This window comes from Sagittula salina (assembly GCF_017813235.1).
GTDB classification, from domain to species: domain Bacteria; phylum Pseudomonadota; class Alphaproteobacteria; order Rhodobacterales; family Rhodobacteraceae; genus Sagittula; species Sagittula salina.
The window spans coordinates 1-25720 of record NZ_JAGISH010000025.1; the positions used below are offsets into that span (position 1 = coordinate 1).

The 25720-nt window shown below is 65.1% G+C and carries 29 protein-coding genes and 4 pseudogenes; 20 read left to right on the forward strand and 13 right to left on the reverse strand.

The features are described from left to right. Window positions 1–74 precede the first annotated feature (74 nt). The 3 genes and pseudogenes from J5474_RS21990 to J5474_RS22000 all read right to left on the reverse strand — a co-directional run. Window positions 75–692, reverse strand: a pseudogene (locus J5474_RS21990) (plasmid partitioning protein RepB C-terminal domain-containing protein); the annotation flags it as partial. Then, the gene (locus J5474_RS21995; protein WP_209364121.1) at window positions 692–2263 is read right to left on the reverse strand and encodes a recombinase family protein; all 1572 of its coding nucleotides are present in this window, start codon (window positions 2261–2263) and stop codon (window positions 692–694) included. The pseudogene J5474_RS21990 and the gene J5474_RS21995, both read right to left, overlap by 1 nt. A 15-nt stretch (window positions 2264–2278) precedes the next feature. Beyond that, window positions 2279–2479, reverse strand: a complete 201-nt coding sequence (locus tag J5474_RS22000; RefSeq protein ID WP_342454085.1) for a hypothetical protein — start codon at window positions 2477–2479, stop codon at window positions 2279–2281. Between the two features lie 105 nt (window positions 2480–2584). Between J5474_RS22000 and J5474_RS22005 the strand changes: the two genes are divergently transcribed. From J5474_RS22005 to J5474_RS22015, 3 genes are all read left to right on the forward strand, one after another. After that, window positions 2585–2905, forward strand: a complete 321-nt coding sequence (locus J5474_RS22005; RefSeq protein ID WP_209364123.1) for an XRE family transcriptional regulator — start codon at window positions 2585–2587, stop codon at window positions 2903–2905. A gap of 86 nt (window positions 2906–2991) precedes the next feature. Beyond that, the gene (locus tag J5474_RS22010) at window positions 2992–3252 is read left to right on the forward strand and encodes a ribbon-helix-helix domain-containing protein (protein WP_209364124.1); all 261 of its coding nucleotides are present in this window, start codon (window positions 2992–2994) and stop codon (window positions 3250–3252) included. A gap of 4 nt (window positions 3253–3256) precedes the next feature. Further along, entirely contained in the window at window positions 3257–3565 is a 309-nt protein-coding gene (locus J5474_RS22015; RefSeq protein WP_209364125.1) for a type II toxin-antitoxin system RelE/ParE family toxin, read from the forward strand. Between the two features lie 74 nt (window positions 3566–3639). Here the strand turns inward: J5474_RS22015 and J5474_RS22925 are convergent, their stop codons facing one another. Continuing rightward, window positions 3640–3885, reverse strand: a complete 246-nt coding sequence (locus J5474_RS22925; RefSeq protein WP_245216654.1) for a hypothetical protein — start codon at window positions 3883–3885, stop codon at window positions 3640–3642. A gap of 471 nt (window positions 3886–4356) precedes the next feature. Continuing rightward, entirely contained in the window at window positions 4357–5178 is an 822-nt protein-coding gene (locus J5474_RS22025; protein WP_342454083.1) for a hypothetical protein, read from the reverse strand. Window positions 5179–5716: 538 nt separating this feature from the next. Here J5474_RS22025 and J5474_RS22930 point away from each other — a divergent pair. From J5474_RS22930 to J5474_RS22040, 3 genes are all read left to right on the forward strand, one after another. Continuing rightward, a complete protein-coding gene (locus J5474_RS22930; protein WP_245216655.1) occupies window positions 5717–5872 on the forward strand; it encodes a hypothetical protein in 156 nt (51 codons plus the stop codon). A 68-nt stretch (window positions 5873–5940) separates the two neighbouring features. Next, window positions 5941–6141, forward strand: a complete 201-nt coding sequence (locus J5474_RS22035; RefSeq protein WP_342454084.1) for a DUF7220 family protein — start codon at window positions 5941–5943, stop codon at window positions 6139–6141. An 81-nt stretch (window positions 6142–6222) separates the two neighbouring features. Then, on the forward strand, window positions 6223–7278 hold the full coding sequence (locus tag J5474_RS22040; RefSeq protein ID WP_209364126.1) for a hypothetical protein: 1056 nt from the start codon (window positions 6223–6225) through the stop codon (window positions 7276–7278). Window positions 7279–7899: 621 nt separating this feature from the next. On the opposite strand, the gene J5474_RS22045 is transcribed toward J5474_RS22040, so the two are convergent. Beyond that, window positions 7900–8157: a hypothetical protein gene (locus J5474_RS22045; RefSeq protein ID WP_209364128.1), complete on the reverse strand. Its 258-nt coding sequence runs from the start codon at window positions 8155–8157 to the stop codon at window positions 7900–7902. Window positions 8158–8161: 4 nt separating this feature from the next. Further along, window positions 8162–8359: a hypothetical protein gene (locus J5474_RS22050; RefSeq protein WP_209364163.1), complete on the reverse strand. Its 198-nt coding sequence runs from the start codon at window positions 8357–8359 to the stop codon at window positions 8162–8164. 393 nt (window positions 8360–8752) lie between these two features. Here J5474_RS22050 and J5474_RS22055 point away from each other — a divergent pair, with 393 nt between their 5' ends. After that, window positions 8753–11653 carry a cation-translocating P-type ATPase gene (locus J5474_RS22055; RefSeq protein WP_209364130.1) on the forward strand — a complete coding sequence of 967 codons (2901 nt, stop codon included), beginning with the start codon at window positions 8753–8755 and terminating at the stop codon, window positions 11651–11653. Continuing rightward, the gene (locus J5474_RS22060; RefSeq protein WP_209364132.1) at window positions 11650–12783 is read left to right on the forward strand and encodes a methionine adenosyltransferase domain-containing protein; all 1134 of its coding nucleotides are present in this window, start codon (window positions 11650–11652) and stop codon (window positions 12781–12783) included. The genes J5474_RS22055 and J5474_RS22060 overlap by 4 nt, the downstream gene beginning before the upstream one ends. Before the next feature lie 17 nt (window positions 12784–12800). Here J5474_RS22060 and J5474_RS22065 read toward each other — a convergent pair whose 3' ends face one another. Further along, entirely contained in the window at window positions 12801–13280 is a 480-nt protein-coding gene (locus J5474_RS22065) for a hypothetical protein (RefSeq protein WP_209364134.1), read from the reverse strand. Beyond that, complete coding sequence (locus J5474_RS22070; protein ID WP_209364136.1) at window positions 13270–13566, reverse strand: DUF5132 domain-containing protein; 297 nt, start codon at window positions 13564–13566, stop codon at window positions 13270–13272. The genes J5474_RS22065 and J5474_RS22070 overlap by 11 nt, the downstream gene beginning before the upstream one ends. Window positions 13567–13855: 289 nt before the next feature. Here J5474_RS22070 and J5474_RS23335 point away from each other — a divergent pair, with 289 nt between their 5' ends. The 6 genes from J5474_RS23335 (at window position 13856) to chrA (ending at window position 17608) form a co-directional block, all read left to right on the forward strand. Beyond that, on the forward strand, window positions 13856–14245 hold the full coding sequence (locus J5474_RS23335) for a DUF6127 family protein (protein ID WP_425342912.1): 390 nt from the start codon (window positions 13856–13858) through the stop codon (window positions 14243–14245). A gap of 141 nt (window positions 14246–14386) precedes the next feature. After that, window positions 14387–14791, forward strand: coding sequence for a hypothetical protein (locus J5474_RS23340; RefSeq protein WP_209364161.1), 405 nt, complete (start codon window positions 14387–14389; stop codon window positions 14789–14791). A 43-nt stretch (window positions 14792–14834) separates the two neighbouring features. Continuing rightward, a complete protein-coding gene (locus tag J5474_RS22085) occupies window positions 14835–15092 on the forward strand; it encodes a hypothetical protein (RefSeq protein WP_209364138.1) in 258 nt (85 codons plus the stop codon). Window positions 15093–15120: 28 nt separating this feature from the next. After that, a complete protein-coding gene (locus tag J5474_RS23065; protein WP_280842546.1) occupies window positions 15121–15255 on the forward strand; it encodes a hypothetical protein in 135 nt (44 codons plus the stop codon). A 116-nt stretch (window positions 15256–15371) separates the two neighbouring features. After that, the gene (locus J5474_RS22095) at window positions 15372–16208 is read left to right on the forward strand and encodes a chromate resistance protein ChrB domain-containing protein (RefSeq protein WP_209364142.1); all 837 of its coding nucleotides are present in this window, start codon (window positions 15372–15374) and stop codon (window positions 16206–16208) included. Continuing rightward, entirely contained in the window at window positions 16205–17608 is a 1404-nt protein-coding gene (gene chrA / locus J5474_RS22100; RefSeq protein WP_209364144.1) for a chromate efflux transporter, read from the forward strand. The genes J5474_RS22095 and chrA overlap by 4 nt, the downstream gene beginning before the upstream one ends. A gap of 47 nt (window positions 17609–17655) precedes the next feature. Here the strand turns inward: chrA and J5474_RS22105 are convergent, their stop codons facing one another. Genes J5474_RS22105 through J5474_RS22115 form a run of 3 tightly spaced genes read right to left on the reverse strand, consistent with a single transcriptional unit; the run spans window position 17656 to window position 19444 of the window. Beyond that, a complete protein-coding gene (locus J5474_RS22105; protein WP_209364146.1) occupies window positions 17656–18288 on the reverse strand; it encodes a transmembrane anchor protein in 633 nt (210 codons plus the stop codon). A 15-nt stretch (window positions 18289–18303) separates the two neighbouring features. Further along, entirely contained in the window at window positions 18304–19032 is a 729-nt protein-coding gene (locus J5474_RS22110) for a HupE/UreJ family protein (RefSeq protein ID WP_209364148.1), read from the reverse strand. Between the two features lie 58 nt (window positions 19033–19090). Further along, window positions 19091–19444 carry a hypothetical protein gene (locus tag J5474_RS22115; protein WP_209364150.1) on the reverse strand — a complete coding sequence of 118 codons (354 nt, stop codon included), beginning with the start codon at window positions 19442–19444 and terminating at the stop codon, window positions 19091–19093. Between the two features lie 86 nt (window positions 19445–19530). On the opposite strand from J5474_RS22115, the gene J5474_RS22120 reads away from it, so the two are divergent. The 6 genes and pseudogenes from J5474_RS22120 to J5474_RS22140 all read left to right on the forward strand — a co-directional run bounded on the left by J5474_RS22120 (window position 19531) and on the right by J5474_RS22140 (window position 25065). Continuing rightward, window positions 19531–19791, forward strand: a complete 261-nt coding sequence (locus tag J5474_RS22120; protein WP_209364152.1) for a metal-sensing transcriptional repressor — start codon at window positions 19531–19533, stop codon at window positions 19789–19791. 7 nt (window positions 19792–19798) lie between these two features. Then, the gene (locus J5474_RS22125; RefSeq protein WP_209364155.1) at window positions 19799–21118 is read left to right on the forward strand and encodes an MFS transporter; all 1320 of its coding nucleotides are present in this window, start codon (window positions 19799–19801) and stop codon (window positions 21116–21118) included. A gap of 526 nt (window positions 21119–21644) precedes the next feature. Beyond that, window positions 21645–21827: pseudogene (locus J5474_RS22130) on the forward strand (protein NO VEIN domain-containing protein); the annotation flags it as partial. Further along, a pseudogene (locus J5474_RS23345) lies at window positions 21826–21933 on the forward strand (IS481 family transposase); the annotation flags it as partial. The pseudogenes J5474_RS22130 and J5474_RS23345, both read left to right, overlap by 2 nt. Window positions 21934–22190: 257 nt before the next feature. Next, complete coding sequence (locus J5474_RS22135) at window positions 22191–23051, forward strand: hypothetical protein (protein ID WP_209364157.1); 861 nt, start codon at window positions 22191–22193, stop codon at window positions 23049–23051. Between the two features lie 145 nt (window positions 23052–23196). Next, window positions 23197–25065, forward strand: a complete 1869-nt coding sequence (locus tag J5474_RS22140; RefSeq protein ID WP_209364159.1) for a hypothetical protein — start codon at window positions 23197–23199, stop codon at window positions 25063–25065. Window positions 25066–25234: 169 nt separating this feature from the next. On the opposite strand, the pseudogene J5474_RS22145 reads toward J5474_RS22140, so the two are convergent. Further along, window positions 25235–25645, reverse strand: a pseudogene (locus J5474_RS22145) (IS21 family transposase); the annotation flags it as partial. Window positions 25646–25720 lie beyond the last annotated feature (75 nt).

The following is a 25720-nucleotide window of genomic DNA, read 5'->3' on the forward strand; positions in this document are numbered from 1 at the left end:
TCCTGTGCCCATAGTTCGTCTCCTTTGTTGCAGTAAATGCTATCAAAGGAGCGGCATCAAACCGCGACACGTCCAATCAGGCGGCGCACGAGCGCCAACTTCCGTCCCCGCAGCTTGTTCTGGGTGTAGGCGTCCATCAGCGCCTTCTGCGCCCCCTTCGCGTCTGTCTTGGAGATCTGGATGGCGAGGTTCAGCGGGAGGACGCCGGTCTCCACCGCCGAGACCAGGCGCTCCTCGCCTTTCTCCAACAGGCCGGCGATCATGTTCACATATTCAGTGGACACGCCGATCTTCTCCCCGATCTGCCGGTCGTTGTAGCCGCGCTCGCGGAGAGCGCCGATCTCGCGCATCAGGTCGATGGGGTTGTGCTGCCGCCGCGCGCAGTTTTCGACGAGGCTCATCACGAGGCAATCGCTTTCGTCGGCCTCGATCACGATGGCGGGGATGAGGCCCTGCTTGAGCTCGATGAAGGCCTCGAGGCGGCCCTGACCGCAGACGAGGTCGTAGTCCTGCGGGTCGGTCCCCGCACGCGGCGCCACGGTGATCGGCCGCTTCAGGCCGATGCGGGCGATGTTGTCCACCATCACCTCGAAAGTGCGCCGATTGCGGACGCGGGGATTGAGGACCCGGATCCTGTCGGTCGGGATCAGCATCACCTGCTTCTGGCTGGTCGGCTCCATGTCGTCGGGCATCACGCCACCTCCGCGATCCTGGCCCGCGAGGCGAGCGCGTAGAAGAAATCGAGCGTGTCGAACCGGTACGCATCGAGCGCGAGCCCGTTCTGCTCGGCGAATTTCAGTTTCCCGAATGTCATGTCGATGCTGGGCAGCACGTAATAGTCGCGCGGCGCCTCGTTCACCTCGTCCATGCGAATGGCGATGGTGATGTCGGGCACCAGGCCGGTGTCGAGGCGGATGCGCCAGCGGAGCGAGCCAGCCGCTGTCGCCGTACAGCGGGCCAGCACGATGGACACCGTGAACTCGTCGTTGACGCGCACCAGATCGGTGTCTGGGTCCTGTACGGCCGACCCGCCGTGCCGGGTGATGCCGGCGATGATTTCGGCCACGACCTGCGGATGCGCCTGCCGCAGGGCCCGGTTGACCTCGATGTAGCTGTAGTCCCGGTTGGGTTCGTAGCCAATCAGCCGGTAGGCGCGCAGCAGGCTGCCGAAGCGGCTGCGATAGGCACTGGAGGACGGAAGATCATCCTCCTCGTCGATGATCAGGCCCGACAGCATGCCCTGCCGCTGGAAGATCGCGCGCAGCGCGTCTAGCAGTTCCTCATCCGAGAAATGTCGGCTGCGGGCATCCACGATTTCCCGCGCACGCAAGAACAGCGCCTGATCGACGATGGCGGGATACGCACCCTCGGCCCGGATCCACATCTCCCGCGGGTTCACAACGCGGCGCTGCTTCAGCTTGAACGACACCTTCGCGAAAACATTATTTCCGATGTATTTTTCGTTGGTCAGCACCTGATGGACGGTCGCGCGGGTCCACGGCCGGTCGAGATCGGTGCGGTGACCTTCGGCGTTCAGCACCTCCGCAATCTCGCGCTCGGGGCGCCCCTCATTGACGAACATCTCGTACATGCGCTGGACGACCCGCTGTTCCTCCTCGGGGCCGGGCACCAGGATCACTCGGTCGGTCTGGAGGCTTTTTTGCTCGCCGCGCGAAAGCTCGCCCTTCGGATTGCCATGCTCGTCGATCAGCACCCGGCGCAGCCCGTAGCCGGCGGCGCCACCTTGGCGATAGCCCAACTCGACGAGACGGCACTGCCCGGCGAATACTTTCACCGACAGCTCCCGGCTATATTCTCCGGCCATCACGCGTTTCACGGTCTTCAGGAGGTTCGAGCCGATGCTGCCGTCGTTCTCGAACTGCTCGCCGCAGTAGTGGACCCGGATGCCGGCGCGTGAGCAGACGTGCTCATGATAGGCACCTTCGTCGGCATCCTGAAACCGGCCCCAACGGCTGACGTCGTAGACGAGGATGGCCTTGAAGTCGGCCTTGCCGGATTGAACCTCGGCCATGAGGTTCTGCAACGCCTCGCGGCCGTCGAGCCGCAGCCCGGATCGCCCGGAGTCCTCGAACACGCGCAGGATCTGCAAGCCCCGCGCAGCAGCGTAGTTCCGAATGACGTCCAGCTGGTTCTCGGTGGAATACTTCTGGTGGTCTGTCGACATCCGGACGTAGGCGACAGCGGGCACGTCGGGCTCTGATGGGCTGGCGCCAGTCTCCCTGCTTGCCTCACGACCTTGCATCTGCCCGGCTCCGGTTCACGTCGCAGCAATCCGGTCGGGACGGTCCGGACCGTTGCGCATGCTGCCGCGATCATTCGAGCATGCGAGCGCCGGAAAGTCGTTTCCGATAAAGGGCAATTCCTTTCCATGCCCGGCGCATTGGCGGATCGCCTGCGGCACGCGGCCGTCCACGCGCTTGATAATCTGCGGTCCCGTTTCGCAGTTCATATCGGCCACCTTCAAGTGAATGGTCCGTTCCCACAGGCGGCCGAACAAGACCACCGCGGGAACAGATGGATTCTGCCGTTTTCATGGCTCTCCAAAGATTTAGCGGAGAGAAACATGAAGTTGCGCGTGAAGATGGGCACAGTTGTGCCGAAGATGGGCACAGTTGTGCACCCCGAGGACGTTCCGGCTGACTATCGCGCCGCCATGGCCATGGCATTGCAAGCGGAGCTCGGATCGACCCACCGGGCGATCAAGTCCGCCATGCGGTGGACCGGCGCCAGCGAGCGGACCGTGAAATACTGGTTCGCGGGCGAGCGGGGGCCGAGCGGCGATCACCTCCTGTCGCTCGCGCGTCATTCCGATGCCGTGCTGATCGCGCTGCTCGCGCTGGCAGACCGGTTGATCGTGGAGGAGGTTGAGGACCGGGAGCGCTGACAGGGGAAGGCGCGGCGTGGAAAGCGCACCCTTGTCTCGTGTTCGTTTTTGGTTATCTTGAATACGCACCGAGAAGGGAGAGCGTCATGCCCCGCACCACCACCACCACCATGACCGTCCGCGTCAGTGGCTCCCTCAGCGAGTTCGTTGCGACCAATGTCGGCGAGGACGGCGCCTACGAGAACGTCAGCGAATACATCCGGGACCTGATCCGCCGCGACAAGGAGCGCGCGGAACACGAGGCTTTCGACCGATTGAAGGCCGAACTGAACCGAGCCTTCGCGGCGCCCGAGGACACCTACAAGACGCTGACCGCTGCTGAGGTGATCGCCCGGAACCGGACCTGAACCCATGGCGATCCGGGTCCAGGAGGCGGCCTCGGTCCGCCTCGACGAGATATACAGATACACCCGCGATCGGTGGGGCGAGGCGCAGGCCGACAGCTACATTACCGGTCTGTTCGCCGCATTCGAGCGGATCGAAACCCGCGGCGTCATGTCGAGGCCCGTGCCGGCTGAGTTCGGAGTGGAAGGCTACTTCTTCCGCTACGAGCGGCATTTCGTGTACTGGCGACGGCTCTCAAATGGCGACATTGGTATCGTCACAATCCTTCACGAGCGGATGCATCAGATAGAACGCTTCAAGGAGGATTTTGGGTAGCGTAGGACGATGGCTGCGCTTTAGCCCCGCGGACATCCCCGGAGCAGGTCTCGGGGCGGATGGAGCTCGACGGATCAGAACACAGGGTCAGCGCGGAGTCCATCTACCGCCACGTATTCGTAGGAGACCCCGATCTTCTCGCCGATCTGGCGGTCGTTGTAGCCGCGTTCGCGAAGCGAGCCGATCTCGCGCATCAGATCGATCGGTTTGGCGGCAATCAGCGGACCAACCTGGCTCCCTGTGCATCCAGAGGAATATTCATCAAAACAGATATTTAGGACGTAGAGAACGTTGGATTCCGGTCCCACCCCCTCCGCCATTATCCCCATTGCGAACCAGTGACACCGCCCTGACGGGCACGGATTTTTCCGTGTTATCAAAGGGGTTTTCAGGAACCGACCGAACCTCATAGACGCGCCGCCTGGCCGAAGTTGGGCTCAGAATGGCCCTCAGTCTCAGTTTGGGCGAACCTCGTCCGTTTCGGTTCGGTCCACTTTTACCGTTACTTTTCAGTAGCCTGCCTCTGAACTCCGCCAAAACCCAATTGCGCGTTCCGAACGATATCGATGGCAAGATAGACAGAACGCGCGGTAGGCGCGTTGCTCGGGATGCCAGCGTAAGCAGGCGGATTTCTTGGGTAGGTTCGCATCCTCTTTTCCCCTCGGGACGCAGGCATGCTTTGAAGTGGAGGCCGAAGATAGTTCAGCGGAACAAAGCAAGCCGTCTTCAGTCAAACTCGTGCTCTCCGAGCTTACCGCGCATCGATTTAAATGCTAAGAACTCGTCTAGGGTCAGGACTCACAACCAGAACATGACAGATGCGGCGAGCTCTTCCTCTCCGCAATCTGCATCGCCGCAACTGTCATGTTCTGGTTGTGAGTCCTGACCCTAGTCGCACCTCGCGCCATTCCATCCGTCTCCAGGCGGAGCGCCGCCCGCCACAGCGGTGTTTTCATGAACACCGCCTCCTCGAACCGATAGCCCGCCGCTCCGCGTCCCTGCTGCAGCAGCCCCGCCCAGCAGAGCGGGCGCAGCACCTGCATGTAGAACTGGCCCATCACATCGTCATAGCGCGGGAGCGGTCCAGTTTCAGGCTTGCCGAAGAGCACGCGTCGGAGATCGGCGCCGGTGGCACCGTCTTCTGTCTCGACGTTCAGCACGTTCAAGAAAACGTCCCAGTTGCTGAGGATCGGCACGTCGTCGCAGCGCGACATGCTCGCGTGGTTGATCCGGAAAAGGAAGAACGGGACGATGGCGCCGAAGATGCGGCCGGGGTGGCCCGTGAGCACCTGGCCTGCCTTGGTCAGCCGGAACTCGCCCTTGTAATGCCTGCCAAACTTCATCGCGATCATCAGGTCGTGCAGCACCATGAGCGGGGCGAAGTCGGGCTCGTTCAGCACCTTGTTGACGGCGAAGAGCTCCGCCTGGGTGTGGCCGGGCCAGTCGAACTCGGCCGCGGCCCAGTGCACGAACACGCGCTTGAAGGCCTTGGATGGCGTCAGAGGGATGCCGCCGTGTTCGCCGATCCAGGCGAAGGTCTTCTCGACCCCGCGCAATAGCGGCGAGAACGCCAGCGCCGGGTCGGCATCGTCTACCTCGCGGAACGCAATCACCTCAGATCTCCCGCGCGAACCACCCGACGCGGAACAAGGACTGGTCGCAGTCCTACGGTGTTACCTGGGACGACAGCAGCCAGGGCGCGGACCTCTACGACGGCTTCATCGCGGCGGCGGTCGCCGAGGCCATCACGGACGACGCCGCCTGGTACTGCTGGCACGCCTCGCGCCGCCAGGCGATGCTGGAAGCCTGCTGGGAGAAGGCCGGAGCCTTAGTCCATCAGCAGATCATCTGGGTGAAGGACCGCGGTGTCCTGACCCGGTCGCATTACCTGTGGAAGCACGAACCCTGCTTCATGGGGTGGCGGCGACCCAACCGCCCGCCGAAGGTGGCCGAGCAGACGCTGCCCTCGACATGGGAGATGCCGAGCTTCGCCAAGGACGAGCGGCCCGACCACCCGACGCCGAAACCGCTCGACGCCTTCGGCATTCCGATGCGCCAGCACGTCGCCCGCGGCGGCCTCTGCTACGAGCCGTTCTCGGGCTCCGGCTCGCAGATCATGCGGGCGAGGCCAACGGCCGCCGCGTCTTCGCGATGGAGATCAGCCCGGCCTATGTCGATGTCGCCGTGGAGCGCTGCCAGGCGGAGACCGGCAAGGAGGCTGTCCTCGACGGCGACGGGCGGGCCTTCGCGGAGGTGAAGGCTGAGCGGCTGCACCTGTCCGAGAAGGACCAGGATGCGGCCGCATGAAACAGAGCCGGGCCATGTCGCTGGTCGAGGCCATCGCCAACGTGGCGGTCGGCTAAGGCGTCGCGGTCGTGACGCAGATCCTCATCTCCCCGGTCTTCGGGCTGCACACGACGCTGGCGCAGAACCTGAAGATGGGCGCGGTGCTCACGGTGGTGAGCATCGCGCGATCCTTCGCCCTGCGGCGGCTGTTCGAGGCGATCCACGTTCGGCCGAGACAGCTGTCATCTCGACGAACTATCTGTGCCCCTAAAAAGGGCGAAGTCTCTTGAGTTGAACAAGCGAAATCTTCAGGTTGGGAACAGAAAGTAAGGTCTCTGGCTATATGTTTGGTCGATCTGTGAAAGCGAACTGTGACTGATAAAGAGCATACGATCTTCTTTGCCTGGCAGAGCGACTCCCCGGCTCCCATCAACCGGAACGCGATCCGTTTGGCGCTTGCCCAAGCGTCGTCTGCGCTTGAAGCCGACAGGCCGGGCCTGACTTTGAAGATCGACGAGGCGACACGCGACATGATCGGTGCCGACGACGTACCGCGTTCGATCCGCGACAAGATTGAAGCAGCGGATATCTTCGTCGGCGATGTCACTACGGTTACGCAGCCTCCATCGTCCGATGGCAATGATCGCCCGTGTCCAAATCCGAACGTTACGTTTGAAATCGGCTATGCCGCGGCCCACATCGGCTGGAATCGTATGATCCTGCTAACGAACCTTGCGATAGCGAAATTCGAGGACCTGCCTTTCGATTTCGATCGCCATCGCGTCTCGCAATTTCGAGTCAAGCCGGGGTCCGAACCGAAGGGTATTGAGAGACTTACCAAGCTCCTTACTACGGCAATTGCCATGATTCTTGACGGCACCCCATCGCGCCCTGCGGAACTTAGGATTATCGATCCGGCTCAGATAAGGCGGAAGCGCGACATCGAGGCTGCTCGATGGGCACTCTCACAAATTGCGATACCCGCCATTCAAGAACATATCGAGTATCTGCCGCACACCGTCCAGAGCCGCGATTTCTATTACTATTACAGTTATCATGGAGTGATAAGCAACGCGCTTTTCCACATCAACGACCCTGCCTTGGATGCAGCGTTTCGTGGTTTAGACGCAGCATGGGGCGAAGCTCTTTCTTATGGAGAGAACTATACTGACGCTTCCGGGGAGCGGTACGTATTTTCAAGTCCCGGCGACGCACCGCTTTCGAGTGATGGGCAATCGGATTGGGATTCCATCCTGGCTGCGCGCGATGATATGCACCGCCATCTACATGCGGTCCTCGCTATGGTGCGTGAGCATTACGTCGAGATCGACGTCCTAGACACGAACCGCAAGGCGTTCGAGCAATGGCAGCATGAGCGTGCCGAAACACGAGCGCTCTGGACCAACCTTGACAATGATGACGACTAGCCAATGCGCAGGATCGTGATGTCTCCTTTGCCTCCAATCGGCGAACGCAATCGTGAGAATCCGCCGCCCCATGCGGGACAGCGGCATCGGCGTCGTTGCCATGCGCGGCGTCAATCGCGCGGCAGGCTATAGAAGCGGCCCTCTCAGCCGTTGGCGACACGCTGAAAGAACAGGGTCTCGCCGCACCCGTGACGGGCGGCGGCACGACGTTCCTGCAGGCGAAGACGGCGCATGAGGTGCTGAAGGCGCAGGAGCGGCGCATCCGGCTCGCGAAGCTGAAGGGCGAGCTCGTCGATCGCGACCGCGCCACGGCGCTGGTCTTCCGGCTCGCGCGCGAGGAACGCGACGCGTGGGTGAACTGGCCGGCGCGGTTGGCTGCGCTGATGGCGGCGGAGTTGACGGTCTCATGCAGCGAAGCGGTAGGCCACGAGGTGACCATCGAGACGGCGGCCATGCAGAAGGTTCTGGAGGCCCATGTCCGCGCCCATCTCGAGGAACTCGCCCACTCTGATGGCGATCCCTATCGCGCCTTCGTCTGCCAGACGATCAATCCCTGGGGCTTTCCGGCCAAGGACCGCTCCGGCCGCCTGGCACAAGTCGAAGAACCCCATCTCGGCCGCCTCATGGCGAAGATCCGGCCCCCCGCATCGCCTCCTGCGTCAGCAAGGCGCCGTCAGGGACGTGCAGGTCCGGGACGGCGCCGCGCTCGAGCAGCAGCATGTTCCGGGCCGCCAACTCCTCATCGAAGGTGTCCATCGCGGCAATGGCCACGGTCTCTTCGGTGCGCGTCACGACAGGCGTCAGGTTTCCGATGGGCGTCACCGTCACCTGCTCTGCCGCTTCGAGCGGCAAGGCCAGATAGCCCTTGTCATTCACCATTATTCTACTTTCGGCTTTCGTCGATATAGTTTTCGATCAGGCGCTCTATGAGCTTCTGAATGCTTGTGTCTTCCTCGATCGCGCGGATCCTGAGCGCCTTCAGCGTCTTCCGACGAAGACGGAGCGACGTCTTCTTCATTTCGTCTTCGTGCGCCTTGTTCGATTTCGGCATGACCGCAGTTGCCTCGACTTGTGACGTCATGGCTTAATTACATCATGACGTCACAAGCCGAGCTCTGCCAGCCTCTTGCGGCTTCGCGCGGAAGACGGGGTGAAAGACCGGGCGGATGTCGTCATCATGTCGCGATCTGGTGTTTGACAGCGATCAAGGGCCACGCTGTCAAAACATGGAATGGTTCCCTTGCGCTGGATCGGCCAAGACGCTTCGTACGCGCGTAGGAGTGCATTTCAGGAAAGGAGCGGCGTGTGCCACTCGAGACGCCAAGCGCGGATAAGCGCCCGCGCCTGCGGCATGCGCCACGGCTTCACGAAGGGTCGGGGTGGTGGATGCCTTGCCGCCGAACGTCGCCGCGCCGACATCGATCCGGCGTGCGGCGGGAGAAGTTGAACCGTCAGTGTCGAGGGGGAACCGCGCTTGCCCCGTGACCAGGGAATACGCCTCGTGCACGAAACCCGCGAAGGGCGGACAAGACTGCGCGTCGACGGTCTCCGCGCAGCGCCGGAGCTGTGCCGGCGCGTGGAGGCGCTGCTGGCGTCGACCGGGACATGTCACCGGGTCGAGGCGCGCGCCACGACCGGAAGCGTCCTGCTCCATCTGCGCGCGGAAACCCGCGGCAAAGACGTCATCGGGCTTGTGCGGGACGTGCTGGCGCGGGCGCTCGCCGGAGAAGAGGGACCGCGGCTGCAACAGGCTGCACCCCTGGAGGCGGGGCAGGCCCTGCCTCTGGACGACCTGGTCGAATTGCACGGGGCGGATGTCACACGGGGATTGAGCGCCGCCGAGGCCGGGGTCAGGCTGGCCCGGCAGGGCGAGAACCGCCTGCCGGAGGACGAGCGCCGCTCGCAACTTGCGCTTTTCGCAAGGCAATTCCAGTCGCTTCCCATCGCGATGCTGGGTGTGTCCTCGCTGGTATCTCTGGCCACCGGCGGCGCGGCGGATGCCCTCGCGACAATGACCGTCGTGGCGATCAATTCCGTCTTCGGCTTTGTCACCGAGGGGCAGGCCGAGGCGGCGATCAACAGTCTGATGGGGGTCGGCGGCATGCCCGTTCCGGTGCTGCGCAACGGCGTCGAGGTGCAGGTGCCCGGCCGGGCCGTGGTGACCGGGGACATCCTGCTTGTGCGTCCGGGACTTCAGGTGGCGGCGGACGCCCGGCTGATCGCATCGCGGGGGCTGATGGTCGACGAGTCCATCCTGACCGGCGAATCCGAGGCGGTTTCGAAGCGGCACGACGCGCCGTTCTCCGCCGACGCCCCCATCGGCGCCCGGACCGCCATGCTGCATGCCGGAACCTTGGTGGCCGAGGGCAGCGGGAGCGCATTGGTCGTGGCGACCGGCGCGCGGACGGCGGCCGCCCGGGTTGCCCTGCTCAGCGGCCAGGCAGAGCGCCCGCGAGCACCGGTCGAGGCCGAACTCGATGCCCTGGGGGAACGGCTGGCGAAACTCTCCCTGGCGGCCTGCGCGCTGTTCTTCGGAGTGGGATGGGCGCGCGGGCTTGCATTGACGGAGATACTGAAGGACACGCTGGCGTTGGCCGTGGCGGCGGTGCCCGAAGGATTGCCGGTGGTTGCCACCACCACGATGTCGCTGGGTCTTAAACGAATGCAGAGGCGCGGCATCCTCGTGCGCGAACTGGGCGCGGTCGAGGCTCTGGGAGCGATGCAGGTGATCTGTGTCGACAAGACGGGCACGTTGACGCAGAATCGCCTGTCCGTGGAACTGGCGGCCGCGGGCATGCAGGAGGTGGACGCGACCGGGGATCCGAAGTTGCTTCTGCTGGCCCGGCTGGCCGCCTTGGCCAGCCTTGCCGAGGTCAACGATGGGCGCGCGTTCGGATCTTCCGCAACGGAGCGCGCGGTGCTGGACTTCGCGTTGTCGCTTGGCCAGGTTCCCGATGCCTTGCTGCACGAAGCGCCGGTGACGCAACGGGTCGACCGGACGCTCCGCCGGCCGTGGACCGGCTCGCTGCACGAAGGCGCACACCCGGTCATGGTGGTCAAGGGGGCGCCTGAACGGGTGCTGGAAATGTGTGACCACGTTATGTCGGAGAACGGCCCCCGCACTCTCACAGAGGTCGACCGGGCGCGCATCCTCGCCCTGAACGACCGCATGGCGGGGCGCCCGGCGCGCGTGCTGGCCTTCGCCGAAGGCCCCTGTCCCGAGACGCCCGAGGCTCCGAACGGACTGACCTGGCACGGTCTGCTGGGAATGATCGACCCGCTGCGCAGCGACGCGCCCGCCTTTGTCGGTGCGATGCACCGGGCGGGACTGCGCACAATCATGATCACCGGCGACCAGACCGCGACCGCCCGCGCCATCGCCGAACAGCTTGACCTTTCGGCCGGCGCGCCGCTGCGGATCGTCGATGCGCCGCAACTGGGCAACATGCCGCCCGACCTGCTGAGCGCCGTGGCCCTCGAGACGCACGTTTTTTCGCGCGTCAGCGCCGAGCACAAGCAGACGATCATCCGCGCCCTGCAACGCACCGGTCTTGTCGTTGGCATGACCGGCGACGGGGTGAACGACAGCCCGGCGCTGAAGACGGCGGATGTGGGCATCGCCATGGGGGCAAGCGGCGCCGACCTCGCGCGCGAGGTGGCCAACGTCGTCATCCGCGACGACGCGCTCGGGACGCTGGCCGATGCCGTGGCCCAGGGCCGCACGGTCTATCGCAACATCCGCCGCGCGCTGGAGTTCCTGGTCACCACCAACCTGTCGGAGATCGCCGTTGGGATCATCGAGGCGGCGCATGGTCCCGGAGAACTGGAAACCCCGATGGAACTGCTGTGGATCAACCTCGTCAGCGACGTCTTGCCGGGGCTGGGGCTGGCGCTGGCCGATCCCGACGACGACATTCTCGACCAGCCGCCGCGCGGCGCCGACGAGCCGATCATCCCGCCCGCGCATTTTCGCCGGATGCTGATCGATTCCTCGGGGATCGCGGTCGCGACGCTGGCATCGCATTTCGTGGGATTGGCCCGCTTTGGTCCCGGACCGCAGACGCGCAGCATGACCTACCTGTCGTTGTCCTTGGGTCAACTGCTGTACACGCTTTTCTGCCAGCGGTCTGACGTGCGCCACCTGCGGCCTGAACGGCTGTTGGAAAACCGAGCGCTGGACACGGCCGTGCTGGTATCCTCGGGTTTGGCGGTGTTGCCGTTCTTCGTGACGCCGCTTCGGCGCCTGATGGGGATCGCGCAGATCGGCCCGGGCGCGGCGGCCGTGGCGCTTGGGTGTGCGGCAGCCCCTGCCGCTTCGGTGCTGATACGGAGGGGACTGTTTCTGCGGCTGGATGAGGTTGAGGGGCGACCATGAGAAATTTCGTCATGACTTCGGACGCGGTGACCATGGGACACCCGGACAAGCTGTGCGACCAGATCAGCGATGCGGTGGTCGATGCCTGGCTGACCGAGGGCAATCGCGGGGGTGTCAACGCGGAATGCGCGATCGCCTCGGGCGTGGCCTTCCTCGCGGTTCGGTCGGGCGCCCCGGTATCGGCGGACCTGGCCGCCCTGGTGCGACGCGTGGTTGCAGCGGCCGGCTACAACGGAGGAGACAAGGATCGCATGTCAGTGATCCTGGACGTGGCGCAGGACGCCGCCCTGACCCCGGAACAGGTCGCAAAGGGACTGCCACGCCACATGGTGACGGCCATCGGCTACGCCTGCGAAGGACCGGGAGCGATGCCCGCGCCCGTCATGTTGGCACGGCGGATGGCACGGCTGATGTGGGCCGCACGCGTCGATGGTCGGCGCGGATGGCTCCTGCCGGACGCGAAGGCGCAGGTGGCCGTTCGGTTCGAGGACCGACACGCCATGGAGGTCACCGCTGTGACATTGGCACTCGCGACCGAGACAAAGATCCCCGAGGCCAGCCTGGAGAGCCTCCTTCGCGAGGAGGTGATCGGCCCAACGCTCGAAGCGCAGGGTCTGGAGGCGGCGCCCGATCTGTGGCTGTCGGTCCAGGACGGTCTCGGCCCGGTCGGTCCCGCGGTGCATACCGGGTTGACCGGTCGAAAGACCGGTCAGGACGGCTATGGCAGTTTCGTGCGGCACAGCGGGTCAGCACTCAGCGGCAAGGACCCGTCGCGTATCGACCGGGTGGCGGACTACGCGGCACGCCACGCGGCACGGGGCGTGATCGCGGCGGGCCTTGCGCGTGAATGCGAGGTGCAACTTACTTGGGTGCCGGGCGATGCTTCCCCTGTCAGCATCGAGGTGGATACCTGGCAAAGCGGCCGTATGCCCGATGTCGATATCAAAAGGCTGCTGCAGGACCGGGTCGATTTCCGCCTTGCGGCGATTGCCGAGCGGTTCGGCCTCTGGTCGCTTCCCGGGGACAGGGGCGGACGGTTCTACCAGGACCTCGCGAGCTGCGGCCAGATCGGACGCGACGACATGGAACTGCCCTGGGACGCGCCGTCGCTGGCGAACGATCTGGCCTAGGCGCCCGCGCGGCGCGGTTACCTGCGCGGCGCAAGCAGCGAATAGGCAGACATCCCCAGCGTGAGCGCCGGACCGGCAATCCGGCCACGGACCAACTGCCCCCCGGCGGCAGCCAGCAGAGCCAACCCAAACACGGTGCGCAGGTCCAGCGCATCCTCGGTCTGATGGCCGATGGCCATGTCCGCGCGTGTCAGCCCCAGGCTGATCGCCTGGGCCACCGGCACAGGCTTGACAGCCGGCAGCAACTTGAACACGCCGCTGTCCTGCAACGTCTTCAGGACCGTTTCCGCCGGCGCCAGCGTGTCGATGATGACGCTCGACGTATTGGGCCTTATTCGGGCGCGCGCCACACCCTCGACCCTCGCAACGGCATCGGCGATGTCCCTTGCGGCGCTGCCGGGCGGCTCGGCCAGACGCAGGCGAAGGCGCCGCTCGGATCGATGGGCGAGGCGTGCCTTTACAAGGACATGCGGCGGGTGCGCCGCCTCAGTCGGCATGGCCGGCCCCAGCCGCGGCCTTGGGGGAAGCGGCTTCGCTGGCTGCGGTCTCCGCGGCCGCGCGCCTGCGCGCTTCGTTCTCCTCGCGGATCTCGGCGACGATGTCTTCGATGTGTTCGTAGGCCTCGGCGCCGGCCTTGCCGAATTCTTCGAAAGCGGTGCTGCCGGAGCGCATCGCGGCCCGTACCAGCGGCCGTCCCGCCCGTCCCACCGCTTGAGCCACGCCCGGAATGAGCAGCGCCGCGCCCGCCGTGACCAACGTTCCAAGCAGGAAGTTCTTGTTCATGTCAATTCCTCCAGTCGCTGGGCAATTGATAGCTCCGGCATGATCGGCTCGGCAATGGCCTCTTGGCAACATCTGACATTGGGTCGCGCCGGCGGCCCCCTTTCCAGAGCGGGGAGGATCGAGCGTCCCGCCGCAGATTGTGGCGCACGGGGGGCCGGCACAAGACCGGGTGCAAGGCGGCATGCATCGCGCGGACCAGCCCGGCGGGAGGTGATCCGGTTTTACCACCCGTTTGCCGCGAGGCCCAACCAGGGCATTGATCTTGCTTCAGACGGAGCCCTTTGTCTGCGTGATCCCGCTGCCACGGGCCTCGTCCGGCGTCGGCAATCCATGCGACGACCGCGGGCGCCTCTCGCTGCAAGAGCGACCTCAGAAACCAAGTCCATCCCGGGCTTCCGAAACGCCCTCGAAGGCGTTCAGGTGGACGCATTCGTATTTCGGGGAGCGCCTGAGCCGCTCGATCCGCCGGTTGGCGATCCGGCAGCCCCATCCGTCCCGCCAGCGCCCGGCAGGCACAGGCGCAGCATTCTGCCAGGCCGCCGAGAAAGGTGCGAAACGCGCACTCGCCGATTTTGGCCTCGACGGTGAAGAGGCAGCGCTCGATATCCGCGACCTGCGATCCTTGCTCGACTGCGTCCGGCTGGTGCGCCGACCGCCATGCAAACCGCCGTCCGCATGATCACCACCGGCGTGATGCTGGCGCTGCTCACGGGCATCGCCATCAAGCTCAAGATCTTCGGCGCCGGCCCGTAGCCGCGCCCCATCCCCATTCATCAGCCCGCAATGACCCGCCCTCGAGGCGGGTTTTTCGTTTTCGGAGATCCGAGAGCACCTGCGGGGTGGCGGCGACGAGCCGCTGTCCGATGTTATCGACCGCAGCCTGAACCAGGTCCTGGCGCGCTGCATCTTCACCTCCGGCACGACACTGGCCGCGCTGTTGCCGATGGCGATCTGGGGTGGGCCAGCCGTTGCAGGCTTCGCCTGGTCGATGATCGCGGGCGTTGTGATCGCGACGGGATCATCGCTCTTCGTCTCGGGACCGGTGCTGGCGTGGCTCGCCGCGCGCGGCCCGGCCGGGATGAGCGTGTCCTCATTGCAGCAAGAAGGTCAGGCGGAGCGCGCGCCGGGAGAAGTAACGCTCCCGGCGCAATTCGCCTGGCGGCGCCCAGACATTCTCATTCCACGAGACAGATCATGCTCACGCAAACGAAGGTCCCCGATTTGACCTTGATCGAAAGCCCACCCGACGATTGAAAACGGGGGCGGCGTTGATCGCCGTACTCCTCACCGGGATCGCGGCCAGCCCTTGGGTGCGGGCGGCGCTGCGCGACGGCGCCATCGTCCTCGCCGTGCTCCTGTTCCTGCTTTCGCTGCGGCGGCCAGGCGAGCGAACAGGACGCCTTGCCGAACACCTTGAGACCACGGAGAAGGTTAATGACGTCCAACGCCGGATGCTGGAAGCGGCGGCTCGCCGCCCTCGCGATCGCGACGGGCTTGCTGAGCGGCTGCGCAACGGTGAGTTCTGACGGGCGCGCCATCGGGACATGTCCGCCCGTGGTCGAGTACAGCCGGGAGTTTCAGGCGCGGGCGGCCGAGGAACTGACCTTGCTGGCGGATGGCTCGGCCATTGCGGAGATGCTGAGCGACTATGCCGTCATGCGCGACCAGGCGCATGCCTGCGGCACATGAATTGACAATACCACATTCTTACGCGATCGTGATGGTATGGGGATCCGCGATCTCCCCACGAGGCGACAGCCGAAGCTCGCGTTCCACATCAACCCGAATTTTTCGGAGGAACGCACATGCCTGCGCCCGACGCCATTGCTCCTGACAAGCTCGCCAAGCTGCACGGCACCGCCCGGTGTCCCATTCTCCTCGACAACCGCCGCGACCCCGTTCGCGCCGAAGACCCGCGCCTTTTTCCGGGCGCGCGTGCATTGACCGATGCCGACATGGCGCCGGACACGCTGGATCGGCTGACGGACACCCTGTCCGGTCCGGTCGTCGCCATATGCGCCGAGGGTCATGGGCGCAGCCAGGGACTCGCGGCACTTCTCCGCAGCCGCGGCATTGCCGCCGGGTACCTGGAGGGCGGTCACGCAGCCTGGCGTGCGGCCGGGCTGCCATTGGTCGATCCCGGCAAGATCACCGCCCGCGACGGACAGGGCCGAAGCGTCGGGGTGACCCGCGCGCGCCCCAAGGTGGACCGCATCGCCTGTCCCTGGCTCATCCGCCGCTTCATCGATCCGCGTGCAGTGTTTCTCTACGTCGCGCCCGCCGAGATCACCAGCGTGGCCGAAACCTATGGCGCCATGCCATTCGACGTCGAGGACACGTTCTGGAGCCATCGCGGGGAGCTCTGCACCTTCGATGTCATGCTGGCGGAACTCGGGCTGAGGACCCCCGCGCTCGATCGGCTCGCCGCCATCGTCCGCAGCGCCGACACTGCCCGGCCCGAGCTTGCGCCCGAAGCGCCCGCGCTGCTGGCAGCGTTACTGGGTCTGTCGCCGATGTACGCGGACGATCTGGAGCAGCTCGAGGCCGGGATGGCTCTATATGACGCCTTCTATCGCTGGTGCCGCGACGCAACCGATGAGACGCACAACTGGCCGACCAACCGGACGGGCGGTGCGGCATGACCGACGTGGCAATCGAACGCGGCGACAGGCCCCAGACGGCACTGCCGGGCTACCCGACCCTGTCAGAGGCGGCCCGGGTCTGGGCCCGCATCGCAGCCCTCTCCTTTGGCGGGCCTGCCGGACAGATCGCGGTGATGCACCGGATTCTCGTCGAGGAAAAGCGCTGGCTCGGCGACGGGCGATTCCTGCACGCGCTGAACTTCTGCATGCTGCTGCCGGGGCCGGAGGCGCAGCAGCTTGCCACCTATATCGGCTGGCTGATGCACGGGGTGCGCGGCGCGCTGGTGGCAGGCCTCCTGTTCATCGCGCCGGGTGTCCTTGCCATCATGGCACTGAGCTGGGTCTACGCGGCCTTCGGCGATGTCGGCATCGTCTCGGGTCTGTTCTTGGGGCTTAAGGCGGCGGTGCTCGCCATCGTCGTCCAGGCCGTGGTTCGGGTCGGCGGGCGCGCTTTGAAGAACCCGGCGATGCAGGCCATCGCCGCGGCGTCCTTCGTGGCGATCTTCGCCTTCGGCGTGCCGTTTCCGGCCATCGTGCTCGCGGCCGCACTGGTCGGCTGGGCAGGCGCGCGCGCTGGCCACGCGGCGTTCCGGGCGGGCGGCGGGCACGGGGCCGTCGGCAAGACCCATGTCGAGGATTCCGCGACCCTGCTGGGCGAGGAGACGACCTTCGGCGGACGCGCCGCGATGTCCGGGGCGTTCCGGGCCGGTGTGGGAGCATTGGTGCTCTGGTTGCTGCCGGTCGGCGCGCTCATGCTCCTGGCGCCGGGCAGCGTATTTGCCGACATCGCCACCTTCTTCTCGAAGCTCGCCGTGCTGACCTTCGGCGGCGCCTACGCGGTGCTGGCGTGGGTGGCGCAGGAGGCGGTCGGCACCTACGGCTGGCTCGCCCCGGGGGAGATGCTGGACGGCCTCGGCATGGCCGAGACCACGCCCGGACCGCTGATCATGGTGTTGCAGTTCGTGGGCTTCATGGGCGCCTTCCGCGAGGCCGGATGGGCCGCGCCACTGGTGGCCGGTACGCTGGGAGGGCTGCTCGCGACCTGGGTCACCTTCGCGCCGTGCTTTGCGTGGATCTTCCTCGGCGCGCCGTGGATGGAGAAGCTGCGCAAGAACGCCGCGCTGGCATCAGCCCTGTCGGCGGTGACGGCGGCGGTCGTCGGCGTGATCCTGAACCTCGCGATCTGGTTCGCCGTTCATGTCGTGTGGCAGGAGGTCGTTCGGGTTGAGGCCGGGCCCCTGTCGATGGAGCTTCCGGTTCCCGGAGCGGTCGACTGGGCCGCCGCCGCGCTGACCGGTCTGGCGCTGCTGGCGGTATTCCGACTGAAGCTGGGGATGGCCACGGTGCTCGGCGGCGCGGCGCTACTGGGTGTCGCCTTGCACCTTGCGGGACTCGCCTAGGGGCAAAGGGCGGCGCGCCGATGACGCGCCGCCGGTCGTGGAAGGGGTCAGTTTGCGTTGCGGAACTCGGCGTATTCGCCGCGCACCTGAACGGTCACGATGGCGGCCTCGCTGTCGCGGTTGCGCCAGAACCAGCCGTGCTCACCGTCGAAAGCGGCGACGATCTCGCCTTCGTCCCCCGTCGAGCCACGGCCTCGTTCATAGGTAACCGATTGGCCACCACCATGGCCGTGCAAGTCGAAGTTGATCCGTCCGCCTTCGACCAACATGCGGTATTGCGCGGCCTGTCCCTCGGTCATGACGAGTTTCCATTCCGCAGTGTCGCCGGGCGCCAGCGTGAAGCTTGTCTCGTCGCGCCACACCTCCGCGTCCTGAGCGTGGGCCGCCCCGACGAACATGCCCAAGATATCGCCGAGCAGGCTCGAGGACTGATCGCCTCCGGCAGCCTCGAGGTCCAGCAACCGGTCCGCCTCCGCTTCTTCCGCAAGCTGGGTCTTGATCTCGCCCATATCGGTCAAGCCCAGAATGCTGCCCACGCCTGTCGGGTCCGTGCCATATTCGGCGGGAAGATAGACCATCAGGCCAATGGCCACGGCCCCGATGCCGGCGATGATCGTCGAGCGGCGCAGTTGAGCCGGTGTTGGCAGGTCTTCGATGTTGGGTTTCGGTGCGTTGTGCATTGTTCTTTCCGATCTTTATGTGCTGGCGATGAATCCGGCGATCTGCTGATAGGTCAGCAGGACGCCAAGAAGGACCATGATGATGTTTGCGTAGGTTGCCTGGGTCATGAACTTCGGGCTCCTGCGCCAGTATCCCATGACGATCAGGATCACGAACAGCGCGAGAAGTTGCCCGACTTCGACGCCCACGTTGAAGGCCAGAAGGTTGGCCAGGAGCCCGTCTTCCGCGATCTCGTATTCAAGGATCTTGGTGGCGAGCCCGGTGCCGTGAAACAGCCCGAAAATCAGCGTCGCGGCCTTGGTGTTGGGCTGGAACCCGAACCAGCGCTGGTAAACCCCGAGGTTATCGAGCGCCTTGTAGACCACCGACAGGCCGATGATGGCATCGATGATATACGCGTTGATGCCCCAGCCGAACCAGACGCCCGCCAGCATCGTGACCGAGTGGCCAATGGCGAAGATGCTGACGTAGATGGCCACGTCCTTCATCCGGTAGAGGAAGAAGACGACGCCAAGCAGGAACAGGATGTGGTCGTATCCCGTCACCATGTGCTTGGCGCCGAGATATATGAAGGAGGTGATGTGCACCCCCCAGATTTCCTGGATGTAGCCCGCGTCACCTTCGGTGACGTTGTGGGCGAGCACCTGCGCCACGCTGGATGCGTAGAGCGCGAGCACTGCAAGGGTCAGGGCGACGGCGCGGCGCGATGCCAGCGCGCGCAAGCCCCAATAGCCTGAAGTCATGAATAGATCTCCGTTGTGCTGTTGAAGGATCGGTATGCCGCGCGATGCGCGACGCCGATCAGGCACGTGGAGGGCGTTCGATCCGGAAGGTGCGGTGGGGTCCGTCCGGTGATGTCCGGAGCCGCCACGCATCCCTTTGCGCAAAAACCAGTTGGCCCCCGTGACCCAGCGACAGGAATGCCTTGCTGTGATCGTGGTCGGCAGTCTCGTGGCTGTGACCGTGCATGGCCCAGTAGAGATCTTCCTCGAACCCATGCGAATGGCCGTGATCGGCGATCATCTCCAGATGATCCTGGATCGTCTCGAAAACAGTCGGCGCATGGGTCGCGGCCGGCATGACGGACCAGACCACCAGCGACACGCACAGGAGCGCCGCAAAGGCTTGTCGTCCAAATGTCCGCAGAGGTGCCATCGATCTTGCCTGTCCGCCCGCTCGTCGTCGCGGCCCATTCATGGAGCCATCTTGCTCTATCCCCCTGGGGAGGATAGCGTCTTTCTATGACAAAGCCCCATGTCCATGCAACCCATCCCGCCCTCGTCGCACGGCTGAAGCGCGCCGATGGGCATCTTCGTGCCGTGATCGACATGATCGAGGCGGGCAAGCCCTGCCTCGACATCGCGCAGCAGCTTCACGCGGTCGAGAGGGCGGTGGTCAACGCCAAGCGGGCGCTGATCCACGATCACCTGGACCATTGCCTTGATGTCGATCACTCGTTCTCGGACCGCGATGAACTGAAAACCATCTCCCGTTACCTTTGAGGCCCCCGTGCTGGAAGTCCTTGCCGACCGTACCTATCGCCATCTCTTCGCCGCGCAGGTCGTGGCGCTTCTGGGCACAGGTCTCGCCACCGTTGCGCTCGGGCTTCTGGCCTACGATCTGGCGGGCGACAACGCGGCGATGGTGCTGGGCACGGTCTTCACCATCAAGATGGTGGCCTATGTCGGCATCGCCCCCATCGCCGGCGCGTTCGCGAACCGGGTGAACCGGCGGGTGTTCCTGGTGGCACTTGACCTGGTGCGGGCGGGCGCGGCGCTCTGCCTGCCTTTCGTCACCGAGGTCTGGCAGGTCTACATTCTGATCTTCCTGCTGCAATCGGCCTCGGCCGCCTTCACGCCGACCTTCCAGGCGACCATTCCGGACGTGCTGCCGGACGAGGCGCGCTACACGCGGGCGCTTTCACTGTCGCGGCTGGCTTATGACCTCGAGAACATCGTCAGCCCGATGCTGGCCGGGCTCCTGCTTGCGGTAATGAGCTACAACTCCCTCTTTCTCGGAACAGTGGTGGGGTTTGCCGCCTCCGCGGCGCTGGTCGTCTCGGTCCTGCTGCCTTCGCCGAAACCGTCCGAGCCGCGCGGCATCTACGACCGGACGACGCGCGGCATTCGCATCTACCTCGCGACGCCGCGCCTGCGTGGGCTTCTGGCGCTGAACCTCGCCGCCGCCGCTGGGGGCGCGATGGTGCTTGTCAATTCGGTGGTGCTGGTGCGCAGCACGCTGGGGCTGGACGCATCCGCGCTGGCCTGGACGCTGTTCGCCTTCGGCGCGGGCTCGATGTTGGCCGCACTCGCGCTGCCGAAGCTGCTCGACCGCGTGCCGGACCGGCCGGTGATGGTCGCCGGCGCCGCGCTCATGGTGCTGACGCTCCTCGGTCTCGCCGGAGAGGTCGCCGCCCTTGGGCTCAACTGGCCCGTCCTCCTCGGCGCGTGGCTGCTGGTAGGCCTGGGGTATTCGGCGGTCCTCACCCCGTCAGGCCGCCTGCTGCGGCGTTCCGCCCACCCGGAGGATCGCCCTGCGCTCTTCGCCGCCCAGTTCGCGCTCAGCCATGCTTGCTGGCTCGTGACCTATCCGCTTTCCGGCTGGCTCATGACGCAGTTCGGGCCGGTCGCGGCCCTCGGGGCGCTGGCCGCACTGGCGGGCATTGGCGCGCTATCGGCCCTTAGTCTCTGGCCGCAGGAGGATCCAGAGATCCTCGAGCACAGCCACGACAACCTGCCGCTCGACCACCCCCATCTCAAGGGCGCGCGGCGCCACGCGCATCCGTTCGTCGTGGACGACCAGCACCCCCGCTGGGCGTCACAGCTCTGAACCCAGTTGGGGTCAAGACAAGAGCGCGGGTCACGCCATTCCGTCGAGGGTACGCGAAATGATTTAAAACAATGACTTAGGGTGGAGAAGATTGGATATCAGGCCATCCCCTCCGCCACAAACCATTCGCGAACCCGAGACGAGACCCCAGCGGGGCCTTTTTCTTATTGGTTCAAAGGGGTTTAGCGGAGCCATCCGACTTTCGGAGACTGGCCGTTGGCCAGAAATTGGTTTCCGAACGCCCCGGGTCTCTTTCCACCCGCCCTTCATCCAAATCGAGACGCATTCAAAACTGTCTGTCTTTTCAGCTGCTTGTCGAAAATGAATTGCGCTGCGGTTGAGGCCGGTTCGACCGCTTTTCAAAACAAACGGAGACACTCGAAGGCGGCGTGGTTCTTCGAAACGGTGCGAACTGCCGCGAGAAGTCGTTGATGGCAAACAGACTTTCCGCTCGTAGCCTGGCGGCACGTCGAATGGGCCCTGGACCGATGAAGAAAACGACCTGATCGTCGCGGATTACTTCGCGATGCTGGCCGAGGACATGGCGGGCCGTTCCTACAACAAGGCTCAGCACCGGCGCAGTTTGATGCCCCTTTTGCGGAGCCGAGCGGAAGGTTCGATCGAGTTCAAGCATCAGAACATCAGCGCGGTGCTGAAGGGCCTCGGCGAAAATTGGATCCCCGGCTACAAGCCAGCATACAATTTTCAACCCGAAAACCGTCGCGAAGTGGCGCAAGCGTGCGACGGTAGAGGATTTGAAGACCGGGCCGAAGGAACCTCGTTCACCCGCTACGACAGATGCGGCGAGCTCTTCCTCTCCGCAATCTGCATCGCCGCAACTGTCATGTTCTGGCTGTGAGTCCTGACCCTAAACACCTAGGGCGACAGCCACCTGCCTTGACTGGCAATAGTCACAGCCGGAAATTCCGCGATCGGCTCGGCCCATCGCCAGAAACGGGGATTATTTGACACATTTAGGCCACATTCTTCCGATTTCCTCGGCTGAAATGAAAGCTCCGCGCAGGTGCCTCTGTGCTCCCTGCTGACGCGGGGTTACCTTCCGCAAATGGACATGAACAAATCATTTGGCACCGTTGCCGCCCTCATGACGGGTGCAAGCGTATTCGCCATCAACTTGCCATCTGCCGCGTTGGCGCAGGAGCAAGGGCTTCCGGCTGTTCGCAATTTGAACGGAAAACTCACCTTTGGCTACCTGGCCAGCAACGGCAATGACGCACCCGAAGGCGGCTATGTATCGGGCGCGATGAGCGTGCCGCTGGGCGCGCGTGTCGGGGCACAGCTGGATTTCAGCGCCGACAATGCAACGGGCGACAATGGCCGCGTGGACGGGTCCAAAGGCGTCGGCCTGCACCTGTTCACGCGTGACCCGAACCGTTACCTGTTGGGCATCTACGCCCACCGGGTCAACGTCGACACCAACCTGGGCACCGCCCACAACGACCGCCTGGGTGTCGAGGCGGAACTGTACTCCGGCAACTTCACGTTTGCGATGTTCGCCGGCAAGGACAAGGTCAGCGGCGCAGGCCAGACCAAGACATTCGGCTCGGCAACCGTGGATCTGGATTATTACATCTCGGACAACACCATGCTGACCGCCAGCGCGGAACGCGCCTATGACAAGACCAGCGGCAGCATCGGTGTGCAGCACCTCTACGGCATGGGTTCCGTCCCGATGGCCGTGTCCGCCACGATCGGCGGCTTCGAAGGCGAGATGACCGCGTCGCTTGGTGCCACCGTGTTCTTTGGCAATGACGGCCTGTCGTTGAAGGACATCAACCGGACCAACGATCCGCGCATCCGCACCGGCGCCTCGGCCCCGCGCAACGGATATTTCCAGTCACTGAAATCCGGCACCCTGGACACGCCCTTCGTGCCCAATCCCAAGTACAAAATTCCTATTACCTTCTACTGACCACCGCGCCTGGCGGGTCGGCCGATGCGGCTACCGCCGGCGCTTCGCCAACGCCCCCATTCCGCCTACGGAGGCCCCCATTCGCCTGGCATGGTTCGACCTGTCACAGGACCCGCGCGATCTGTCACCGGACCGCGCCGCGACCGTGTCAGCCCTGCGACGCAGCGGCGTGGAGGTCATTCACTTCGACCGCTGGAGCAGCGCCCCGGACGCGTCCGATCTGCTGATCCTCGGGCAGACGGTTCCGCTGGATTGCCTGGTCGGGGATCAAAAGGTCCTGGGCCTGCGCACGCTGAACCGCCGCACGCGGTTGGACGTCCTGGCGCAGGCGGGCCTGCCCGTTCAGGACTACGGCACGCCGAACAGCACCGCCGACCTGGCTACATTGTGCCGCAACTGGAACAGCGATGCGGCGGTGGTCAAGCTTGACTGGTCCTTTCGCCGCGCCGGGATCGCCCTGCTGCCCGTTGGCGCGCCCCTGCCACTGGAATTCGATCCGTCCTGTGACGTGGCGATGCGGCCGCTCGACGGTGATCCCCGTACGCTGAAGATCGACATCTTTGCCGACCAGGTCCTGGGGGCTACCTGGCTGGACACCCGTGCCATCACCGCAGCGAACTGGCAGATGATCGGCCCGCGTGGCCAGTGGACGGCGAAGTTGACCCCGGAGGTCGAACAGATGGTGGTCGTTGCCGGTCGCGCGATGCTGCCGCACGGGGTCGGCTATGCCAGCATCGATGTAATGTTCTCTGACACGGGGCCACGCATCATCGAGGCCAACACCACCAGCGTCGGCACGGCCTATTGGCGGTCGGCCCCACAGCCCTATGCCGACGCGCTGGCAAGGGGGGTGCTGGCCGTTCTGGACCGGCTGGAAGATCTGCCCACCGCGACGGCACTGGCCCCCGCCGCCAACACCAGCCGCAATGCCGCCGAGGCCGTTGCCCCGGACCGCGTCGCGGGGCATTTCACCCCACCGCGCGACATGGCGGCGATCCTTGAATCCATGATGCACGAGGCCGACCTGATGCCCGAGGCCGCGCGCGCGCAGCAGGCCGCTGCCGTCGAGGCCGAGCTGCTCGACCACGCGCGCGCCAACGTGCCCGCCTACCGCGCCGCGCCGGCGTCGAACCTGGATTCGGTGGTGTCCCTGGCCGAATACGACGCACGCAGGCTGGACTTTACCGCGCGCGACTGGCCAGAGCGTCACGGAATGGTAGCACCGGCGGTTGCGATCCCCGCCAGCGTCTCTTCCTTGCCTGCCCCGAACGCGCATCGGGCGCCTGGCGCCGACGGGCAGCAGACCCTGACCCTGACCTTGGCAAGCCAGCAAACCCGGTTTGCCGCCCAAGTCGACGCCGCCGTCCGCCGCCGCGCGCTGCTGTGGGCCGGTGCGACCCTCCCGAAGCGAGAGCTTGTGCTGATCGATCGCGCCAATGCGTCCCAGGCAGGGCTGGGTTGTGACAGCCCGCCTGTTGACATCTGGGCCGCGCTTGCTGACATGCCGGACCTTACGCTGTGGACGACGGTGCGGACCGCCCTGGCGCTGGCGCAATCGGTGGCACCTTCCGGGGCGCAACGGCAACCCGACATGTCAGACTCGACAGGCAGAACGGGTAGGATCGTCCGACCCGCCAGCGGCAGCCTGCGCGGCATCGTCCTGAGCGGACCGCTGTCGACCCGACAGGAGCGTGAAACCATCGCCCGGACCCTTGGTGTGCCGGTGGCCGAAGTAATGCACCTCGGGCCGGCGGGATGTGTCGCCATCCGCTGCCCCGAACACGGCATGTTCCACACCCTGACGGACGTGGCGCGCCTAGAACCCGAAGCCGCCACCGGCAGCGCCGCGCCCTTGATCGTGACCGCGTTCTACAACTTGGCGCAACCCGTGATACGACTGCGAACCGCGGCGCGCGGCTTCGCCGTCGTATCGCCGCCGGGGTGTTCCTGCCCGGCCCGACCCGGCCCGGTGATCGCCCTGTCCAATCACCGGACGCCCGCGCCCGCAGCTTGACTGCGCGTTGACTGCGCGCGGGGACGATAGAGAAAAACCGGTTGCCTCTCCTGACATGGTCTTGATGCGCCCCGTCTGCAATCTCGGTGTACGCCCGCAGCAGGGAGCGGCAAGTATTCACGGTGGACATGCCTTAAACCGGCGCAACCTCGCAACAAAGAGGTCCCCGATAGACTCGGACGAACAGCATCCGGCTGTGACACAGGCGAACGTGGGCCATCTTAGCGGTGGTCGTCGCGCCGTCGATCACGACGCCCCCCTGCCTCCAGTCGAACTGGTAGGCTTCGCCTGGGTCGAAGGTCAGCGGGACATACGCGGCAGCCCAGGCGGTCCGCTCCTTCTTGTTCGAGAATGCCGCATACCGCAGGACTGCATCATAGCCGCCGTCGCAGCACCGGGCTCGCAACTCCTCGAAAATGCGGATGAGGGTCAGCCGCTCACGCTTTGCCTTCCGGTCATTCGCCGCCAGCAAGTCATCAAGCTCATCCACCCTTGGGCCGATCTTAGGCAGCGGTTGAATGGTACGCTCGCAGGTCAGTTCAGTTGCCCCTGACAGGATAATTTGGCGCACCGTGTTCTGAACCGCTCCGGTTTCACCGGAGGCTCCGAAGTGAGTATGGATGGAGCCTATGGGACGAGACACCAGAGCGAACCG

Coding starts and splice junctions, on each gene's coding strand:
- J5474_RS22930 (WP_245216655.1), top strand. CDS start 5,717: ATGGAGATCAGCCCGGCCTATGTCGATGTCGCCGTGGAGCGCTGCCAG.
- J5474_RS22065 (WP_209364134.1), bottom strand. CDS start 13,280: ATGCCGACTGAGGCGGCGCACCCGCCGCATGTCCTTGTAAAGGCACGC.
- J5474_RS22095 (WP_209364142.1), top strand. CDS start 15,372: ATGCCTGCGCCCGACGCCATTGCTCCTGACAAGCTCGCCAAGCTGCAC.
- J5474_RS22110 (WP_209364148.1), bottom strand. CDS start 19,032: ATGACTTCAGGCTATTGGGGCTTGCGCGCGCTGGCATCGCGCCGCGCC.
- J5474_RS22070 (WP_209364136.1), bottom strand. CDS start 13,566: ATGAACAAGAACTTCCTGCTTGGAACGTTGGTCACGGCGGGCGCGGCG.
- J5474_RS22060 (WP_209364132.1), top strand. CDS start 11,650: ATGAGAAATTTCGTCATGACTTCGGACGCGGTGACCATGGGACACCCG.
- J5474_RS22050 (WP_209364163.1), bottom strand. CDS start 8,359: ATGACGTCACAAGTCGAGGCAACTGCGGTCATGCCGAAATCGAACAAG.
- J5474_RS22135 (WP_209364157.1), top strand. CDS start 22,191: ATGAACAAATCATTTGGCACCGTTGCCGCCCTCATGACGGGTGCAAGC.
- J5474_RS22115 (WP_209364150.1), bottom strand. CDS start 19,444: ATGGCACCTCTGCGGACATTTGGACGACAAGCCTTTGCGGCGCTCCTG.
- J5474_RS22045 (WP_209364128.1), bottom strand. CDS start 8,157: ATGGTGAATGACAAGGGCTATCTGGCCTTGCCGCTCGAAGCGGCAGAG.
- J5474_RS22010 (WP_209364124.1), top strand. CDS start 2,992: ATGCCCCGCACCACCACCACCACCATGACCGTCCGCGTCAGTGGCTCC.
- J5474_RS22105 (WP_209364146.1), bottom strand. CDS start 18,288: ATGCACAACGCACCGAAACCCAACATCGAAGACCTGCCAACACCGGCT.
- chrA (WP_209364144.1), top strand. CDS start 16,205: ATGACCGACGTGGCAATCGAACGCGGCGACAGGCCCCAGACGGCACTG.
- J5474_RS21995 (WP_209364121.1), bottom strand. CDS start 2,263: ATGCAAGGTCGTGAGGCAAGCAGGGAGACTGGCGCCAGCCCATCAGAG.
- J5474_RS22925 (WP_245216654.1), bottom strand. CDS start 3,885: ATGGCGGAGGGGGTGGGACCGGAATCCAACGTTCTCTACGTCCTAAAT.
- J5474_RS22015 (WP_209364125.1), top strand. CDS start 3,257: ATGGCGATCCGGGTCCAGGAGGCGGCCTCGGTCCGCCTCGACGAGATA.
- J5474_RS22120 (WP_209364152.1), top strand. CDS start 19,531: ATGACAAAGCCCCATGTCCATGCAACCCATCCCGCCCTCGTCGCACGG.
- J5474_RS22005 (WP_209364123.1), top strand. CDS start 2,585: ATGAAGTTGCGCGTGAAGATGGGCACAGTTGTGCCGAAGATGGGCACA.